At 63.0% G+C, this 17,585-nt stretch carries 17 protein-coding genes and 1 tRNA gene; 11 read left to right on the top strand and 7 right to left on the bottom strand.

Going from position 1 to position 17,585, the window contains the following annotated elements; genetic code table 11:
• Positions 1-491: 491 nt before the first annotated feature.
• The 4 genes from bcsS to IEX32_RS18745 form a co-directional block, all read right to left on the bottom strand.
• On the bottom strand, positions 492-1,211 hold the full coding sequence (gene bcsS / locus IEX32_RS18730; RefSeq protein ID WP_188773067.1) for a cellulose biosynthesis protein BcsS: 720 nt from the start codon (positions 1,209-1,211) through the stop codon (positions 492-494).
• Entirely contained in the window at positions 1,181-3,391 is a 2,211-nt protein-coding gene (locus IEX32_RS18735) for a glycosyltransferase (RefSeq protein ID WP_188773068.1), read from the bottom strand. Before IEX32_RS18735 ends, bcsS begins: the two co-directional genes overlap by 31 nt.
• 278 nt (positions 3,392-3,669) lie before the next feature.
• Positions 3,670-3,972, bottom strand: coding sequence for a HigA family addiction module antitoxin (locus IEX32_RS18740; protein WP_188773069.1), 303 nt, complete (start codon positions 3,970-3,972; stop codon positions 3,670-3,672).
• The gene (locus IEX32_RS18745; protein WP_188773070.1) at positions 3,972-4,253 is read right to left on the bottom strand and encodes a type II toxin-antitoxin system RelE/ParE family toxin; all 282 of its coding nucleotides are present in this window, start codon (positions 4,251-4,253) and stop codon (positions 3,972-3,974) included. The genes IEX32_RS18740 and IEX32_RS18745 overlap by 1 nt, the downstream gene beginning before the upstream one ends.
• 214 nt (positions 4,254-4,467) lie before the next feature.
• Here IEX32_RS18745 and mfd point away from each other — a divergent pair, with 214 nt between their 5' ends.
• Both mfd and IEX32_RS18755 read left to right on the top strand, forming a co-directional pair.
• Positions 4,468-7,941, top strand: a complete 3,474-nt coding sequence (gene mfd, locus IEX32_RS18750) for a transcription-repair coupling factor (RefSeq protein ID WP_188773071.1) — start codon at positions 4,468-4,470, stop codon at positions 7,939-7,941.
• Between the two features lie 58 nt (positions 7,942-7,999).
• Positions 8,000-8,434 (top strand): DUF3291 domain-containing protein, encoded by a 435-nt coding sequence (locus IEX32_RS18755; RefSeq protein WP_188773072.1) that lies wholly within the window; start codon positions 8,000-8,002, stop codon positions 8,432-8,434.
• A gap of 4 nt (positions 8,435-8,438) precedes the next feature.
• Here IEX32_RS18755 and IEX32_RS18760 read toward each other — a convergent pair whose 3' ends face one another.
• Entirely contained in the window at positions 8,439-9,755 is a 1,317-nt protein-coding gene (locus IEX32_RS18760; RefSeq protein WP_188773073.1) for a bifunctional diguanylate cyclase/phosphodiesterase, read from the bottom strand.
• A gap of 110 nt (positions 9,756-9,865) precedes the next feature.
• Between IEX32_RS18760 and IEX32_RS18765 the strand changes: the two genes are divergently transcribed.
• The 5 genes from IEX32_RS18765 (at position 9,866) to IEX32_RS18785 (ending at position 12,152) form a co-directional block, all read left to right on the top strand.
• Complete coding sequence (locus tag IEX32_RS18765; protein ID WP_188773074.1) at positions 9,866-10,645, top strand: NAD kinase; 780 nt, start codon at positions 9,866-9,868, stop codon at positions 10,643-10,645.
• Between the two features lie 109 nt (positions 10,646-10,754).
• Positions 10,755-10,829: transfer RNA gene (locus IEX32_RS18770), tRNA-Asn, on the top strand.
• 163 nt (positions 10,830-10,992) lie between these two features.
• Complete coding sequence (locus IEX32_RS18775; RefSeq protein ID WP_188773075.1) at positions 10,993-11,238, top strand: Arm DNA-binding domain-containing protein; 246 nt, start codon at positions 10,993-10,995, stop codon at positions 11,236-11,238.
• Positions 11,228-11,713, top strand: coding sequence for a phage integrase central domain-containing protein (locus IEX32_RS18780; protein ID WP_188773076.1), 486 nt, complete (start codon positions 11,228-11,230; stop codon positions 11,711-11,713). Before IEX32_RS18775 ends, IEX32_RS18780 begins: the two co-directional genes overlap by 11 nt.
• A 100-nt stretch (positions 11,714-11,813) precedes the next feature.
• A complete protein-coding gene (locus IEX32_RS18785; protein ID WP_229736496.1) occupies positions 11,814-12,152 on the top strand; it encodes a hypothetical protein in 339 nt (112 codons plus the stop codon).
• 66 nt (positions 12,153-12,218) lie between these two features.
• Here the strand turns inward: IEX32_RS18785 and IEX32_RS18790 are convergent, their stop codons facing one another.
• Positions 12,219-13,016, bottom strand: a complete 798-nt coding sequence (locus IEX32_RS18790; protein ID WP_188773078.1) for a DUF1206 domain-containing protein — start codon at positions 13,014-13,016, stop codon at positions 12,219-12,221.
• Positions 13,017-13,176: 160 nt separating this feature from the next.
• On the opposite strand from IEX32_RS18790, the gene IEX32_RS18795 reads away from it, so the two are divergent.
• The 4 genes from IEX32_RS18795 (at position 13,177) to IEX32_RS18810 (ending at position 16,494) form a co-directional block, all read left to right on the top strand.
• Positions 13,177-13,920, top strand: a complete 744-nt coding sequence (locus IEX32_RS18795; protein WP_229736497.1) for a phosphatase PAP2 family protein — start codon at positions 13,177-13,179, stop codon at positions 13,918-13,920.
• Between the two features lie 251 nt (positions 13,921-14,171).
• Complete coding sequence (locus tag IEX32_RS18800) at positions 14,172-14,402, top strand: ribbon-helix-helix domain-containing protein (RefSeq protein ID WP_308421067.1); 231 nt, start codon at positions 14,172-14,174, stop codon at positions 14,400-14,402.
• Entirely contained in the window at positions 14,399-14,725 is a 327-nt protein-coding gene (locus IEX32_RS18805) for a type II toxin-antitoxin system RelE/ParE family toxin (RefSeq protein ID WP_188773080.1), read from the top strand. Before IEX32_RS18800 ends, IEX32_RS18805 begins: the two co-directional genes overlap by 4 nt.
• 668 nt (positions 14,726-15,393) lie before the next feature.
• Positions 15,394-16,494 carry a branched-chain amino acid aminotransferase gene (locus IEX32_RS18810; protein WP_188773081.1) on the top strand — a complete coding sequence of 367 codons (1,101 nt, stop codon included), beginning with the start codon at positions 15,394-15,396 and terminating at the stop codon, positions 16,492-16,494.
• Between the two features lie 123 nt (positions 16,495-16,617).
• Here the strand turns inward: IEX32_RS18810 and IEX32_RS18815 are convergent, their stop codons facing one another.
• Positions 16,618-17,226 (bottom strand): TetR/AcrR family transcriptional regulator, encoded by a 609-nt coding sequence (locus tag IEX32_RS18815; RefSeq protein ID WP_188773082.1) that lies wholly within the window; start codon positions 17,224-17,226, stop codon positions 16,618-16,620.
• Positions 17,227-17,585: the final 359 nt, after the last annotated feature.

The raw sequence follows: 17,585 nt of genomic DNA on the forward strand, positions 1-17,585 counted from the left end.
AGCCAACCACCATCAGTCTGCGCCGCAAACGCGCCGGATGGAATCTCGATTATCTCGCCTCAATCCTCGATACCAAAATCCGTTAACTTGGATTCGGAGCCCTGGCGTTGTCGCAAGGTGACGGTCAGGTTTACACGGTTTACACAGTCCTGAAGCAAAACAGCTCCCCCTCCCGACCGTGCGAGAAAGGGCCTCTTCCGAAGCGCGAGGGGCGCGAATTCGGAAAGGGCGACGAAGCCGACGATGGGAAAAGAGCGGGGCGATTATCCCAGACGGCGGCGATGTAGGAAAGCGGGTTGGCGGGGTGACAGGATTGTCGCCGTGTCCGGAAAGGCAGCTAACGAACTAGAATGAGGTGATGCAGACAAGAAGGTCGACCTTGTCGGTGTAAACGAGATGCCCTGCCACCGGCTCGTTCTAATGAAACTGCTGCCTGCAGGCGCGAAGTTCTACAAGGTGCCGAGTGTGATTGCCGGACGGTCGCGCCGCCCCTAGAATATGCGACTGAGTGCGATGGAACCATAGCCACGGGCTCCACGGCCGGCCTGTTCGGTAGCGCCGGCTCCGAATTGCAGATCGAAGTTCCGGGCGACCGGAACCGCCACGAAACCGCCCAGCGACCCCTTGGTATAGGACGGGTCACCCTGGATACCGCTTTCGGCGCCGATACGCAGTCCCGCTGAATTGAGCTTGCGCCCGATTTGCAAACGCGCCTGATACGACCCGTCGAAGGGGCCCAGCGACCCGTACCAGCCGAGCCGCCATTGGGGCCCGTCAAGCGCACCGTCGGTCTGCAGTCCCAGGTCCCAACGGGAGCCTCGGCGATCATTTTCGGGGTCTGCCGGCGACAGGCGCGTGTGCGTGTAGCGCGGCCCGGCCGAAAAATTGGTCCAGCCCCAGTTTCCCGAGGTCTGGTAGACCAGCGCCACCTCGCCGCCGGCATAGTCCGCGTCGATGCGGCCCGGACCGCCGTCATATTGGTACTGGCCGGCGTTCGCGCTGCCGCGCAGCGCGAAGCCATGCCCGAGCGTGGCGCCCGGCACCGACACGACCGCGCCGGCATAGACCGAGGAACTTTCGCTGACCGTCCCGCCCGCGAACAATACGCCGGTGGGCGTTTCGGCGTGCGTCGGAGCAACGGCCAGCAGCGCGGCCGCTGCGGACAAGGCACGGAGGGCAATCATGCAGCGCGCTGCGCGGTATCGATCCATGTGGGTTCCCTGTGAAAGACCGTCTTGTACGTACCGCTGGCGGCGAGCACTGCCATATGCAATGAGCCGCCGCCAATATGATATTCGCGGTATCCAACGACCTTGAGGTTGTCGGTCGGCGCGGTGCCGCCTGCAACGCGCAGATCGAGATATGCGGTGGAGGGCAGCGCGGTGGAGGAAAGGATCCGGAACAAGTCTCCCTCCCGCCGGACGAGCCCCTGAATTTCATCCATGCCATGACTCAAGCGGCCGAAGCGCCAGCGCCTGTGCCCCCCATCCACGCGCCTTCCGAAGAGCGATAGCACACGGGAAAACGAGAACCGACGTACCTCGGCCCAGCCGTTGATATCCCATTGAAGCGCATTGCCATACAGTACGCTGTTGAGCATGTCCGCATCGCCCGGCTTCGCCCAATCGAAGCGTAGCGCCGCCATGTACCCGTCGCCGCCAGGTGCAGGCAACGTGCGCAGGATCGTGCCGCGAAACGGCATCTCGCCGCCCGGCAGGAGCAGTGTTCCCGCTATCGGGGCGCCGCTGGCCATGTCTGCGTCGAGCGCCAGGCGCAACCCCTGCGACGAGACGTCCTGCGCGATCACCAGGCTCGATTCGGACTTCGGACCCTGGCCGGTGCGGATGCGGGCAACCAGCGGGATGGGAAAGCGGTGGTCGCTCCGCCGCTGGCCCATGCGTCGTGTCGCGAATCTGAGCGCCTTGATGGCCACCACGCCGGTGATCGATGCCCAGACCAGATTGGCCAGGAACGCGCCCGGCGGCAGATGGTGGGAGTCACGGTACAGCAGGCTGCCGACCGCGATCGATCCGATCGCGCCGAGCGCAATGAGCACCTGGGGCCAGAGCCTGAGCGCCTCGCCACGGTTGCCCGCCAGACTCTTCGCCGTAACCGAGAAGCCCCATTTTATTGGCACGACGAGCGTCAATGTCGCCTTGATGAAGGTGAAGAAGCGAAGGAGGTTGTACTCCTCCATCCAGATCGTCTTGGCATAGCCACGGCTAAAAATCTCGTTCACGATCATGCCGGAGAGCAGCCACATCAGGAAGAGCGTGACGAATGGCCATCCCACCCAGATTATTGGCATCCTGCCGGTGAGCAGAACTACCATCGGCAGGAAATATACGACCGCCTTCTGCCACCCCTCGAAATAGGTGACCGCCGAGGTGAGATAAGCTACGCGCTGGGCCAGGGTGAGCCGTCCGGAAAACAGGAAGCCCTCCTTGGTCCAGACCTGCATCGCACCGCGTCCCCAGCGCAGGCGCTGGGTCTCGTATTGTTCGAGAGTGGCGGGTGAAAGGCCGAAGGCCAGGGCCTCGGTATGATAGACAGCAGACCATCCGTTCTTGTGGAGGCGAAGCGAGGTATGCATGTCCTCGGTGATGGTGCCGGTAGCGAAACCACCGATGTCGTCGATCGCCGCCCGCCGCATGACGGCGCAGCTTCCGCAGAAGAACGTGGCGTCCCAGTAATCCTTGCCGGGCTGGATCACGCGATAGAAAAGCGTCTGTTCGTGCCATGCTTCGCCGGTTTCATCCGATCCGCGATGCTGGAACGAGTCGACATTGTAGAAGTCCTGCGGTGTCTGGACGAAGCTGACCCGCGGATCGATGAAATAGCCAAGCGTGCGCTCGAGGAAATCCGGCGACGGTGCGTGATCGCAGTCGAAAATCGCGACAAAGGGCGCGTCTGAGTGCTGGAGAGCATTGTTGAGGTTTCCCGCCTTTGCGTGCGAGCGGTCCGTGCGCGTGAGATAGCGCACGCCGAGTTCAGCCGCCAATGCCTGCATTTCCGGACGGCATCCATCATCGAGGAGCCAGACCGCGCGCGCGTGGGAGACCTGCCTGGCCGCGAGCAGGGTATGGCGAAGTATCTCGACGGACTCGTTCCACGTCGTAATGAAGATGTCCGCCTCGAAACCCGGCAGCGGAGGCGGTGCCTGACGCTCGACGAGACGCCATGTTGAGAACACATGGAGCAGCACCGTGAAGGTGCCGAACAGTTCCGCCGCGAGCAACAAGCCGGAAAGGAAGGGCGCCGCAGGATTCCACAGGGGGATGCGGAAGGCAAAATACACTGCCGTCATCACCAGGAACACAAGGAGGGCAGCAACGCCGAGCGGCTTGACCGAGTGGATTCTGGCGATCCCGAAATCGTCGGGCGCTGGCACGCCTTTGGCCGAATGCAGAGTTTCAAGATTTGATTTCTGGTACACTGGATTGGTACTTTCAGCCGCTTCGCAATGAAGCTGCCGAATCATCCAACAACGGTGTTAATATTTCATCAGTAAATCATGTTTATTTTTGGAGGGCCAAGGCTCTATCGGCAAGAATTGGCCAGCGGTGTCGTAGAAAGCCCAAGCCGGACGAACGGCAGGTTTCAAACCATCCGCCACAGGACCGGAAGCGACCGCAATGTTGCGCCGAGCTGCCCCCGCATCATTCGCCCCTAAGCCGCTTCCGCAAACCGCTCCACCTTGATCTCGCCCTCGTGTTCGCGTGCCTGCGCCAGCTCGTAGGCGGACTGCATTCGCATCAGCGTATCGGCCGAAATGCCGAACGCCCTCTCGAAGCGCAGGGCCATGTCGGCGGAGAGCCCGGCCTTGCCGTTCAGAAGGTTGCTCATGGCGGGGCGCGTCACACCGAGATGTCTGGCCGCCTGCGTCACGCTCAGGCCATGGGGCGTGATCAGTTCGTCGCGCAGCCAAGGGCCGGGATGAACATGGAACGATGCATGAACCTTGATAGCCATCAGTGATAATCCTCCAGATCGAGGTCGGCGATGGTCTGTTCGTCAACCTTGGTGAATGTCATCCGCCAGTTCTTCGTGACGGTCATTGCATAAGTGACGGCGCGGTTGCCGGTCAGGGCATGGAAACCGAAGTTCGGTGGAACGGCGAGTTCATCGAACGAGCCGGCCGCTACGATGAAACCGACCATCCTGCGAATGCGCTCCGGCTCGATCACCCCCTTGCTTTTGCCGGTCTCGGCGAACTTGCGCAGCGCCTTGTCGCCGATGCTTTCGATGCCCATGAAAAGTGTATAGTTACGCTTTACAAGATACGCAATCGTCAAGTTACACTTTACATCTGCGTACCCTGTGCGATTGAGCATTTGGACAGCCGAGGTCGGGAAGCGCCGATATGTGGCGCAAAGCAGCCGCACCGCCCAATCATGTCGTCGGAACCGACTTCCCGCTTCCCGATTGAAATTCCCGCCGCAGCCGCTATTCCGCGCGCTTCCTGATATGCCCGACATTCAACGCATTCTCTCGGCCACGACGCCGCTGACGCTGGCCTCTGTTACGCGCGGGGCGCAGCCGCTGGTCATGGCGGACCTGGCGCGCGCCGCGAAAGGCCGCGCCGTGCTCATGGCGGACAACGAAGCGGCGATGAGCGCGGTGGCCGAAGCCGCCAGGTTCTTCGCGCCAGAGCTGGACGTGATCGAATTCCCGGCCTGGGATTGCCTGCCCTATGACCGCGCCAGCCCGGCGCTGTCGGTCAGCGGGCGCAGGCTGGCGGCGCTCTATCGGTTGCAGGCGAAGCGCAGCGGCCCGCAATTGCTGGTCACAACCGCCAATGCCGTGCTGCAGCGTGTGCTCACGCCGTTTCGCATCCGGGAATCGGTGCGGCAGATCAAGCCGGGGATGGAAATCGGCCACGAAAGCCTGATCGCGCTGCTGCGCCGTCAGGGCTATCAGCGCAGCGACACCGCGATCGACGCGGGCGAATTCGCGGTGCGCGGATCGATCTTCGATATCGTGCCGGCCGGGCTCGATGCCGGTCTGCGGCTCGATTTCTTCGGGGACGAGCTGGAAACGCTGCGCCTGTTCGACACCGGTACCCAGCGCTCCACCGGCACCGTGGACGAATATCTGCTGCTGCCCGCCGGCGAGGCCCTGCTCGACGAGGATAGCGTCAAGCGCTTTCGCGGCCGCTACCGCGAGATGTTCGGGGCCAATGCCACGGGCGATCCGCTCTATCAGGCGGTCAGCGACGGGCGGCGCTTGGCGGGCATGGAACACTGGCTGCCGCTGTTTGAGGACCGGCTGGTCACGCTGTTCGATCATCTGTCGGGCGACGACCTGATCGTGGCCGACACCTCCGCCATCGGCGCCACCGAAGAGCGGCTGGGCGACATCGCCGATTATCACAAGGCCCGCCTCGACACCTCCGGCCAGAAGGCGGGCAGCTACCGCCCGCTGGCGACGGACGCGCTCTATCTGGCAGAAGAGGAGCTGCGGCAGGCACTGTCCGGCTTTCCGGTGCATCAGGCGGATGCCTTTTCCAGGCCGGAAGGCTCCAAGGTCATCGACTTCGGCTTCGGCAATGCCCGCGATTTCACCCCCGAGCGGGCGCGCGGCGACAATGCCTACGAGGCGGTCGCAAAGCATCTGCACGCTGTGGGCAAGGCCGGCCGCAAGCCGATCCTTGCGGCCTATTCCACCGGCAGCCGCGCCCGCCTCGTCTCGATTCTGGGTGAGGCGCAGGGGCCCGAGCCGCGTCTGGCCGATACCTGGCAGGAGGCATTGGGCCTGGCCGTACAGGGCCGCTCCGCCGCGCTGGTGCTGCCGCTGGAAACCGGCTTTTCGAACGACGCCATCGAGGTCGTCACCGAACAGGACATCCTGGGCGACCGCCTTGTGCGCCGCAAGAAGAAGCGCAAGGATTCCGATGCCTTCCTCGCCGAACTTTCGGCGCTGACGCCGGGCGACCTGATCGTCCACATGGACCACGGCATCGGCCGCTACGAAGGGCTGCAGTCGATCCCGGTGGGCCAGTCGCCGCACGACTGCGTGATGCTGACTTACGCGGGCGGCGACAAGCTCTATATCCCGGTCGAGAATCTCGACGTGCTTTCGCGCTACGGCAGCGAGAGTGAAGGTGTCATGCTCGACAAGCTGGGCGGCGAGGCCTGGCAGAAGCGCCGCGCCCGCCTGAAGGAGCGCATCCGCGAGATCGCGGGCGAGCTGATGAAGACCGCCGCCGAACGTGCGCTGCGCAAGGGGCCGGTGCTGGTGCCCGAAGGCTCCGCCTACGACCAGTTCGTGGATCGCTTCCCCTGGCAGGAAACCGACGATCAGGACCGCGCCATCGAGGACGTGCTGGGCGATCTTTCCGAAGGCAAGCCGATGGACCGGCTGGTCTGCGGCGATGTCGGCTTCGGCAAGACAGAGGTGGCGCTGCGCGCGGCCTTCGTGGCCGCCATGGCCGGGCAGCAGGTGGCGGTGGTCGCGCCGACCACCCTGCTCGCGCGCCAGCACTATGCGGGCTTTGCAGAGCGCTTTGCCGGCTTCCCGCTCAACGTGGGCCGCATCTCGCGCCTCGTGCCCGAGAAGGAAGCGCGCACCACGCGCGAGGGACTGGCGAGCGGCACCGTCGATATCGTCTGCGGCACCCATGCGATCCTGTCGAAATCGGTCCAGTTCAAGCGGCTGGGCCTCGTCATCGTCGACGAGGAGCAGCGCTTCGGCGTCACGCACAAGGAAAAGCTCAAGCAGCTTCGCGCCGACGTGCATGTTCTGACGCTCACCGCCACGCCGATCCCGCGCACCCTGCAGATGGCGATGAGCGGCCTGCGCGAACTCTCCACCATCCAGACCCCACCGGTCGACCGCCTGGCGGTGCGCACCTATGTGATGGAATGGGACGACATGGTAATGCGCGAGGCGCTGCTGCGCGAACACCATCGCGGCGGGCAGAGCTTCGTCGTCGTGCCGCGCATCGCCGACATGCCGGAAGTCGAGGACTGGCTGCACAAGCACGTTCCCGAAGTGAAATCGATCACCGCGCACGGCCAGATGAGCGCCGGCGAAGTGGAAGAGCGCATGAGCGCGTTCTACGAGGGCAAGTACGAGGTGCTGCTTTCCACCACCATCGTCGAAAGCGGCCTCGATATCCCGCGTGCCAACACGATCATCATCCACCGCGCCGACCGTTTCGGTCTGGCCCAGCTATACCAGCTTCGCGGGCGCGTGGGCCGATCCAAGCTGCGCGCCTATGCCTATCTGACCACGCCCGCCAACACCGCGCTGTCCGAAGTCGCCGAAAAGCGGCTGAAAGTGCTGGGCGATCTCGACAGTCTGGGCGCCGGTTTCCAGCTCGCCAGCCACGACCTCGACATTCGCGGCGCGGGCAATCTGCTGGGCGACGAACAGTCCGGCCATATCCGCGAGGTGGGTTTCGAACTCTACCAGTCGATGCTGGAAGACGCGATCATGGAAGCGCGTGCGGGCGGCGTGGGGCTGGAAAAGGGCGCCTCCGGCCTCTCCCCCCAGATCACCGTCGATGCGCCGATCATGATCCCGGACGACTACGTGCCCGATCTGGCCGTGCGCATGGCGCTCTACCGCCGCCTCAACGACGCGGACAGCCAGCAGGAGATCGAATCGCTCTCCGCCGAGATGATCGACCGCTTCGGCAACCTGCCCGCCCCCACCGCCAACCTCATCCAGCTTATCCAGATCAAGCGGCAGGCGATCGAAGCGCATATCGCCAAGATCGACGTCGGGCCACGCGGCGCGCTTGTCAGCTTTCATAACGACAGCTTCCCCAACCCGATGGGCCTGATCGCCTATGCCGAGCGGCTGCAGGGCACCGTGAAGCTGCGCCCGGACAACAAGCTGGTGCTCTCGCGGGCGTGGGGCGATCCCAAGTCGCGCCTCAACGGGCTGTTACAGCTCACCAGGGGACTTTCCGCTGTCGCGCGCAAGGCCGGTTGAGCTCGTTTCGCCTGAACACGTCATAATCGCGCCATATCTTCTTGAAAGATTGGCATATATGGCGACCGTCTCACTCACTCGCCTCAAGCTCCGCAGGTTCTGGCACCTGCCCGCTTTCCTGCGCCACGCGAATGCCAGCGCGGAGCAATTGAAGAACACGCCGGGCTTCACCGGCGGATATCTTGCGTTCAACTGGAAATGGACGTTCTGGACCGTCTCCTGCTGGCAATCGCGCGAGGCCATGCGCGCCTATCGTGGCAGCGGTGCCCATGCTGCCGCCATGAAACGCCTGCCAGGCTGGTGCGACGAGGCCGCGATCGCGACGGTCGAGGTCGAGGATCTTGCCCTGCCGTCCCCAGACGAAGCAACACGCCTCATGAAGGCACACGGCCGCCTCACTCGGGTCGACAAGCCATCCAGGGCACAACAGACGCAGGAGTGCTGGCCGGACGGTCGCGTTCCCAGGATCGGCAAACGGATCGTCGCTGGCTGATACCTCAGACCGACGCCAGCTCGGCGAACGCGGCAGCGCTCATCGGCGGGGCGCGCAGGAAGCCCTGATAGTACGCGCAGCCTTCGTGCGCCGCGACGTCCCGCTGCGCCTCATCCTCGATCCCTTCCGCGATCACCTGAAGGTCCAGCGCCTCCGCCATGGCGACGATCGCGCGCAGCACCGCCACGTCGCGCTTGTCGCTGGCGACGCCCTCGATCATCGAGCGGTCGAGCTTGAGGTAATGGATCGGCAGCACTTTCAGGTACCGGAAGTTGCAGAAGCCCGCGCCGAAATCGTCGAGCGCGATCCGGATACCCTGCGCCGAGAATTCGGCCAGGGTCTGCGCCGCCAGCGTGACGTCGCTGATCAGCGCTTGCTCGGTCACCTCAAGGGTCAGCCGGCGCGGCGGAAAGCCGCTCTCGCGCACGAGATCGAGCATCTGGCGGACATAGCTTCCGAACGCGAGATCGGCGGGCGTGACGTTGATCGACAGACGCAGCTCGCCCGGCCACGCGCACCCGGCCGCCAGTGCCCGGTGCGCGATATGGCGCGAAAGCGGCGCGAGATGGTCGACGCGCTCGGCAATACCGAACAGCACCCCTGCCCCGATGCGTCCGAGTTCCGGATGGTTCCAGCGCGCCAGCGCCTCCGCGCCGATCAGGCGGTCATCGGCAAGACTGAACTGCGGCTGGAACAGGATCTCGATCTCGTCGCGGTCGATCGCGCCCAGCAGATCCGTCTCAAGCTGCGCGCTCGAGCGGCCCGGCGGAGACACTTCGCCATCGGCCCAGGCGAGCCGCCCGCGCTGCTGCTCGTTGGCGTCCTGGAGCGCATTGCCAAGACGATCGAGCATCGAATCGACGCTCTCTCCGGCCAACGCGCGGATCAGCGCGATCCTCGGCGAGAGGCGCAGGACGCCCGAAGGCACGGCGATGGGGCGCGCGATCATTTCCGCGAGCTGGTCCGCGAAGAGCTGCCAGCGCTCACGGCTGCATGACTCGTTGGCGACGAGCAGGAACGTCCCGCCGCCGGCCCGCGCCAGCATCCAGGGGCCATCGAGGTCTCCGGCCGCGAAATGCTGAATGCGGGCGGCGACCTCTTCCAGCGCGCCGTCGCCAGCGGCCGGCCCGTAAGCCAGGTTTATCGCATCGAGCCGGCGCAGACCCAGCAGCAGGGCGTGGACATGTCGCGGCACGGAAGCCCCGTCCGCCCCCCAGCTCCCGATCCGTTCGCGCACGGCGTCGAGACCGGGAATCCCGGTCAGCCGATCCTCGATGCCCCTGGCCTTGCCCGGTGCAAGCTCTTGCCGATTCCCACCCATCATCCGGCCTTTAGACCAAAGCACTTGCCAAACGGTTCAAAATTTTACAGCCCGGAAACAGACACAGCTGGTGCTCTCATGATAAACGGGTGGAATTTGAGGGAAATGCCGTGAGCCGTGACCCGAAGCTGGCCCTCGTCGTCTCGGACAGCGCCAAGGCGCAATCCGGCGCAGACACCTTCCGGCGATCGCACGACTGGGTCTCTCCCGACGAGGCCGATGTGCTGGTCGTGCTCGGCGGCGACGGTTTCCTGCTGCACGTCCTGCACGAAATGCTGGGCAGGGAAACTCAGAAGCCCTGCTACGGCATCAACCTGGGAACCGTGGGTTTCCTGATGAACCATCCCCACGGCCATGCCTCGATCGCGCAGCGCATTGCCGAGGCGCACAGGGTTCCCGTCAGCCCGCTGTGCATGGACGCGATCTGCCAGGCGGGAGCGACATTCAGCTTCTATGCCATCAACGAAGTTTCGCTGCTGCGCGAAACGCGCCAGACCGCCAAGCTGGAAGTGCGCATCAACGGCAGGGTCCGCATGGAGGAACTGGCGGGCGACGGCATTCTGGTGGCGACGCCGGTAGGCTCCACGGCCTACAATCTCTCGGCGAACGGCCCGATCCTTCCTCTCGGCTCGCGCATGATGGCGATGACGCCGATCAGCCCTTTCCGCCCCCGCCGGTGGAAAGGGGCAATCCTTCCGGAAAGCGCGGATGTCGAATTCCGCATCCTCGAACCGGAGAAGCGCCCCGTAGCCGCCGTGGCCGATCAGAAGGAAGTCCGCGAGGTCCAGAGCGTGCGCATCCGCGCGGCCACCGAGAAGGAACTGACTCTGCTGTTCGACCCCGGCTACACGCTGGAGGAACGCATCTTCGCCGAGCAGTTCCAGGTCTGAAGCACGCCCGGAAAATTTCGGGATGATTCATCGGATACGGGGTTGCCAAGCCCACTGCCGCCGCTTATAGGCGCACCCCTGCCCGACGGTGGAGACACTGCAGGGCTGCTCCCCGATAGCTCAGCGGTAGAGCATTCGACTGTTAATCGAATGGCCGTAGGTTCGAATCCTACTCGGGGAGCCAATTTCCTTTCCGAAGATGTTCGCCAACGTCCGGGGAAGCCCCAGAAAACCGAGAGATTTGCCGTGTGCGCGTCCGCGCGCGTTCTTTGCTTTTCGCCCCTTTTCGCGCTATGAGTGGGGGACGGAATGGGGGAACAAATTTCGGGCAAAAAGTTCGAATCTCGATGGGCAAGCTGACACAGGCACACATCCGGGCAGCGCTGAACAAGCCGAGACGCCACCATGACGGCAACGGGTTGATCCTGTTCGTTCGCGAATTCAAACAGGCAAGCTGGGTTGCCCGCATTCAGCATGACGGTGCGCGCAGGGAATTCGGCTTGGGGGGCCTACGGGCCGTGGGACTCGGGGAAGCGCACGAAAAAGCCATGCTTGTAAAGGCGGCCCTCGTGGCTGGGCGCGATGCACCTTGAACTGAAACCATCGAAGGAAATGACGCGCACGTTCCGGGAGGCTGCGCTAGACTTTCTCGAAGCGAAGTCGGCTGATGCCAAAATTTCCGATGCAAAGCGGAAACAGAACCTGTCGCAGCTAAAGGCTTACGCCTTCCCCGCCCTTGGTAAGCTGCAAGTGCAAAGCATCGATGCAGACGCAATTGCCGCGTGCCTGCGTCCGATCTGGACCAGCAAGCCTGAAACCGCACGCAAGGTTCGCAGCCTCATAATTCGCACGCTGCGTTTTGCCCGGCCCGATGGCGCACTGTTCATTGGCACACTCGGCCCCGCTGTTGCCGACCGTTTGCCCGCGCAGGCAGGGAGGGTGGATAGCGGCTGGCGCTCTGGCAGAGCGCAGTTGCTAACCCAAACTACGTGGAGGCAACCATGCTTGTTGCTGATCGACCCCAGGCGCCAGCCGCTATCCAAATGCTGCTGTGATTACAGCCATTGACCCACACCCTCGTCATGTGAGCTGACGTCGATCATTCTGCGCTGCTTGCGTCGGTGCGCGGTCGGTGCCAGGTGGCAGCATGTTACCTCACACTCGAGCCATGGTCGCCGCAGCCGCTCACGCCTTCATGTTCGGCAAAAAGATCGCTGGCGTCCATGACCATGGTTCCGGACAGGACCTGCAGATTGCTGCTGAAGCGCGTGGGGATCGCTTGCAGGGGTTCGATGGGGACAGATCGGCGAGTTTCACGGGCACTTCATCCGAAATCTATGACGCAGGCGACAATGCTTTCATTTCGCTCGCGATCGATGGCTTGAAGGCGCAGGGATATGACCGCGGCTCATCGAGCCACTACTCGCTCTCCGTGACGGATCAGATTGTGCGGTTATACGATCACGCGGCGGGTTCGTGGTTCGCTTTCAGCATCCAAGTCGCCTGACGCCTTATCCCGGCCATTCAAGGTAACCACGACCAGCCGCGAAAGCAGCCGATCGTTAATCCCCCTTCAACGAAACATTGGCTTGAGATCGTGCCGGTCAATGGGGGGTATGATTTGGAAGCGCGCAACAATGAGACTGAACACGCCGAACATCAGCAACCCGATTGCTACGACCGTGTAGAGTGCGCCAGCGTCTCGCAAACTCATCAGCGCGTCGCCCAAGCCCTTGACTTCGGCGCCATCGTGGATCCAGGCCGACCGGATCAGCGACCAGCCGATAATGAGGAACACGACGGCGCGTGCAGCATAGCCACCTCGCCCAATCCAGCATATTGATGAAGTGACTCCGGCTTCTACTGAACGCATGAAATGCGCTGTGATTGCGCTGCGAGCCTGAAAAGCGGCAGCTGCAACAAATCCTATTCCGATGGCTCCGAGAACAGCGGTTCCCAAATCGCAAGCGAGCAGCGTCACGGCCGCTTGTTCGCTCCCGTCGCCGCTTGATGAACGTTTGTCGCCCCATGCGAATTGGAATGCAGCCCACGCGAGCACCGCGTGGGCCAATCCGCTAGCGAAATAGCCGATCCGATGGGCAACGCCCTTGGCATCTGAGCCATGGTTCTCGACATCGCCCAACGCGGCGATGAACTTATATACGGCATACGCTGACAGACCGATGGCTACAACGTAAAGGACCGCCGAACCGAGCGGAACCTGCTGGAGAAAGTCAAATGTCGCCTGCGGTCCAGCGGAAGCCTCACCTGCTGAGCTCAGGCCAAGGTAGCCAAGCAAGATGTAGACTAAGCCGCGTGCCGCGTACCCTACGCGCACGAGGAGGCGAAACCTTTCCGATGTATCGGCCATTGCATGCTCCTCAACCTGGCTGTGAACGCGTGCAACGATCGTTTGTGCCACACGACGACAAAGTAGATTCCAGCCGTCGCAGAAATCGAGTGGTGGGCAGCCGCAGATTGGACAGGGATCGTCTCGATCTTCGTTGAGATTCTGCTACAAAGGCAACTGGATGACAGATGAAGATGCCGCAGGCACAATGATGCGCCCGCATATCCGAGGCTGGCCGATAGATGGATCCCATGCTCTTGCCGCAGCGGTCCTTTGCTGGGCGGGGTTTGCTCTGACCGCAGGTCTCGTACTCACCGGACGAACTGCGTCCTTCGACGAAGCCGGGCTGCGACTCTGGTGGTTCGGCCCAGATGTTGTCTCCCGTGGTCCTGCCTGGCTCGTCGAAGGAATACGAGACTTGACCGCGATGGGCGGCGTCCTGCTGCGGCATCTCTTCGCACTTGGCGCGCTAGCGGCGCTCCTCTTCCTGAAATTGCGCCGTGAGGCTCTCATACTGGCCGGAACAGTCATCGGCGGTTGGCTAGCCAACAGCCTAGTAAAACTGTCAGTCGGCCGCGAACGACCCGCAATCGTGCCGCACCTGACCGAAGCGGGAGGCAACAGCTTTCCTAGCGGCCATAGCTTTAACTCGGCGGTCGTTTACATCGCCATCGCGCTGGCCTTTGCGGCGATGAGTTCAAGACGACCCGTGCGCTGGACAATCGTCGGCGGCGGGCTGGTACTGACCTGGGCAATATCGATCAGCCGCGTTTGGCTTGGTGTCCATTTCCCCAGCGATGTCATAGCCGGTTGGTTGTCAGGAGCCGGCTGGGCATTTCTCGCGGCATTGTTGCTCGATCGCCCAGCGCGAGAAGCGGCAAAGCGCCTGGCTGAAGCTGATTCTGAACATATCGCAGTCGAGTGATACCGGATAGCCCAGATGTCGCGCGGTTTCAGCGGACGCTTGGCGCCGACGTTCTGACCTGCATTCCAAGGGCGCCATTCATGCACGGCAGGTCGTGTCTGCATATCCCATGATGCTTCTCCCATGGCCGGAATGGCCAATCAGGGGATACCGGACGCCGACGCCGAGCTTCGCCCTGTTTGCAGATGGCGGCTATCGCTCAAGGCCTTGCCAATTTTTGCCAAACCGCTATATTCTAGCGGATGGCGACAATGAACATCTCGCTTCCCGATGCGCTCAAGGCGTTTGTCGACCAACAGGTCAACGCGCGGGGATACGGCACGAGCAGCGAGTACGTGCGGGAATTGATCCGTAAGGATCAGGACATCCAGCGCCTTCGGGAAATGCTTCTCGACGGCGCCAGTTCGGCCGCCACCGCACCGGTCGACGCCGGATATTTCCGAGGCCTTCGTGACCGTGTGACGCAACGCACGGCGTCATGACTGTAAAACCGGTCGCACCGCGCGCCAAGGCACGGGAGGATGTCGACGTTGCGGTCGACCATTACATGAATGAAGCCGGCGCGGACGTGGCTTTCAGCTTCATCGACGCGCTTGAACAGGCCTATACCTTCATTGGGGAAACACCAGCGGCGGGGTCTCCACGGTGGTCCCATGAGCTCAACTTGCCCGGGCTGAGGACCATACGACTCAAGGGATTTCCGTGGCTCGTATTCGACCTTGAGTTCGACACCCATGTGGATGTCTGGCGTGTGCTTCATGCCAAGCGGGATATGCCAACTTGGCTGTCCGATGCAGGTGACTAGCCGCCAGCATTCCGGTCGGTCCAGTACCGGAATCGGGTTTCTGAAAGCGGCCTTTCGTTCATGCGCCGCAAATGGGGATGTGGTCGCCGTAAGCCGATGGTCCACTTCCAGAGCCACGATCTGCCAAAGCCGCGGGCCAACGACCGTCCCACTCATCGACCGTCCCACTCATCGACCGTCCCACTCATCGACCGTCCCACTCATCGACCTTCCGGCGCCAGATCATGCTCACTGTCACGGGCCACGTCGAGCTCAATCTCCATACTCACTGCCGAAGAGTTTTCTGCGTAACTCGGCGGGCGACATAGTGTCCCATTCCTCCTGGCTGGGACTGGCTTGCGGCGCTGAGAGGAGGTGTCTTTCCGCGCTTTGCCTTGAACAGGATGCAAAGTTCACGTCGGTCATCGCCGGTGCCCCGAGCTATCCTGGCACCACCGTAACCATCGAAGATCTCCGGCCTTGACTCCGCGAACGTGGCTCGCGCTCAGGTGCGGGCTGCATTGCACCTCCCGGTTCCATTCTGAAACTGGACGCTTACCTCCCGTTTGCCTGTCTGCGCCTCCGTGCTATGACAATTTGCAAGCGACTGAAAATTTCTTTTCTCTTGCCCGTGGCGTAATTTTCGTTCAACGGCGCACAGTCAAGACAGTTCAAGGATTCACGTTACCATGGCGAGTCTCGCCGATGCCGGCATGAAGTTCACCACCCTTCCCCACCCCGCGCCCACAAGCGACGAGGCGCGTGCCGCCGTGCTGGCCGATCCGGGCTTCGGCACGAATTTCTCTGATCACATGGTGACGATCGAATGGACCGAGGAACGCGGCTGGCATGATGCCGTGATCGGGCCGCGCCAGCCGATCGCGCTCGATCCGGCGGCAGCCGTGCTGCACTATGCGCAGGAAATCTTCGAGGGGCTGAAGGCCTATGTCCAGACGGACGGCAGCGTCGCGCTGTTCCGTCCCGAGGCGAACGCGGCGCGCTTCAACCGGTCGGCCGAGCGGCTGGCCATGCCGGAACTGCCCGAATCGGCCTTCGTCGAGGCGATCGAACAACTCGTGCGCGCCGACCGCCAGTGGATCCCCTCGGGCGAAGGCGCCTCGCTCTATATCCGGCCCTTCATGATCGCCACCGAGGCCTTCCTCGGCGTGCGTCCGGCCCGGCAGTACAAGTTCATCGTCATCGCCAGCCCGGCGGGCAACTACTTCAAGTCGGGCGCGCCCGCCGTCTCGATCTGGGTCAGCGACTATACCCGCGCCGCGCCCGGCGGCACAGGGGCGGCCAAGTGCGGCGGCAACTATGCCGCCAGCCTCGTCCCCCAGGGCGAAGCCATCGCGCGCGGACACGACCAGGTCGTCTTCCTCGACGCCGCCGAGCACAGGTGGATCGAGGAACTGGGCGGCATGAACCTCTACTTCGTGTTCGACGACGGCACCCTGCTGACACCCGAACTGACCGGCACCATCCTGCCCGGCATAACCCGCGACAGCCTGTTGACCCTCGCGCGCGAGGAAGGGCTGACCGTGAAGGAAGGCCGCTACGGCATCGACCAGTGGCGCGCGGATGCCGAATCCGGCAGGCTGGTCGAAACCTTTGCCTGCGGCACGGCGGCGGTCGTCACGCCGGTCGGCAAGGTCTCGGGCCGCGATGGGGAGTTCTCGATCGGCTCGGGCGGCCCCGGCCAGCTCACGCAGCGGCTCAAGGACCGGCTGGTCGCGATCCAGCGCGGCGAGGCGCAGGACAGGCACGGCTGGATCCGCAAGATCGGGTAAGCCCCCGGCCATACCCGTCCGCAAGGACAGAAACGGGAGCCGCTTTCGCGCGGACCTCGAAAATCCTGGCCTGTGGATTCACGGCATTTTCCCGCTCGTTTCACAACATCAGCATGGCAGGACCTACCCGGGAACAACCCCGTGCAGTTGCAGCATCCTGAGTTGCGAACGGGTGATCCGTTCCACCGCTTCGTCGATCGGCAGGTCCGGGCAGACGCTGTTGCAGTAGACGCGCGGGCCGATCATCGCCCAGGTCAGAAGCAGCGTACCGTAGACGTCGGGATCGATCCCTGCCGTCTCCGGTTTGCCGCGAAGGCGCGCGCCGATGCCTTCCACCAGGCCGGCCCACGCCGGATAGCGCTCAGCGATGTCGCCGGGAGCGAGAAAATCCTCCGTCCACATGGCGATGACTTCCGGCTTCTCCAACACGAACCGGGCGAGGTAGCGAATGCGCTCGACGGATGAATTGACCGAAGCGAAAGCCGTCGTGATCTGCCGGGAAGACCATTCGCGCACGGCGTCGATCAATGCCTCTCGGCTGTCGAAATGATAATAGACGGTCGTGCGGTTGACCCCCGCCTCGCGCGCCACTTCGGTCAGGGAAAGCGCATTCATCCCCTTTTGGGATATCAGCCGGACAGCGATATCGATAAGCTCGGCATGGGTTTCGTCGAATGCCTTGTTACGGCGTCGGCCCTTGTTGCCAAGCCGCTGGTTTACAGCATTTTTCATTGAAAAACCGCCTACGCCTTCATCTCATCCCGTTTGCGGGGAGAATGGTCGATTGCTTCGGCGTGGGCAAGGCCTGGCGACATTCCTGCTACTATTCACCTTCGTCCTCGCGGCACGAAATCACGGCCGGAGCGCGCCTGGCTTGGCGATTTCCTCGCCGGTCGCCCCCACTGCCGATTGCAGATCTGACCCCCGCGCCCGTCAGTGATCGAACCTCCGGACGGACTTCCCGCATCCCGTCGCAGTCAAATCGTCCAGGGGAATCGCATTTGAAAAATAGGTGTGGCGCGTAGGGTAAGAATGGATTCTTTGGCAGGCCTCACAATTGGGGAGGTCTGATGTCCTGGTTTGCCTGTGTG

It is taken from the genome of Novosphingobium endophyticum, assembly GCF_014640675.1.
Lineage (GTDB): Bacteria > Pseudomonadota > Alphaproteobacteria > Sphingomonadales > Sphingomonadaceae > Novosphingobium > Novosphingobium endophyticum.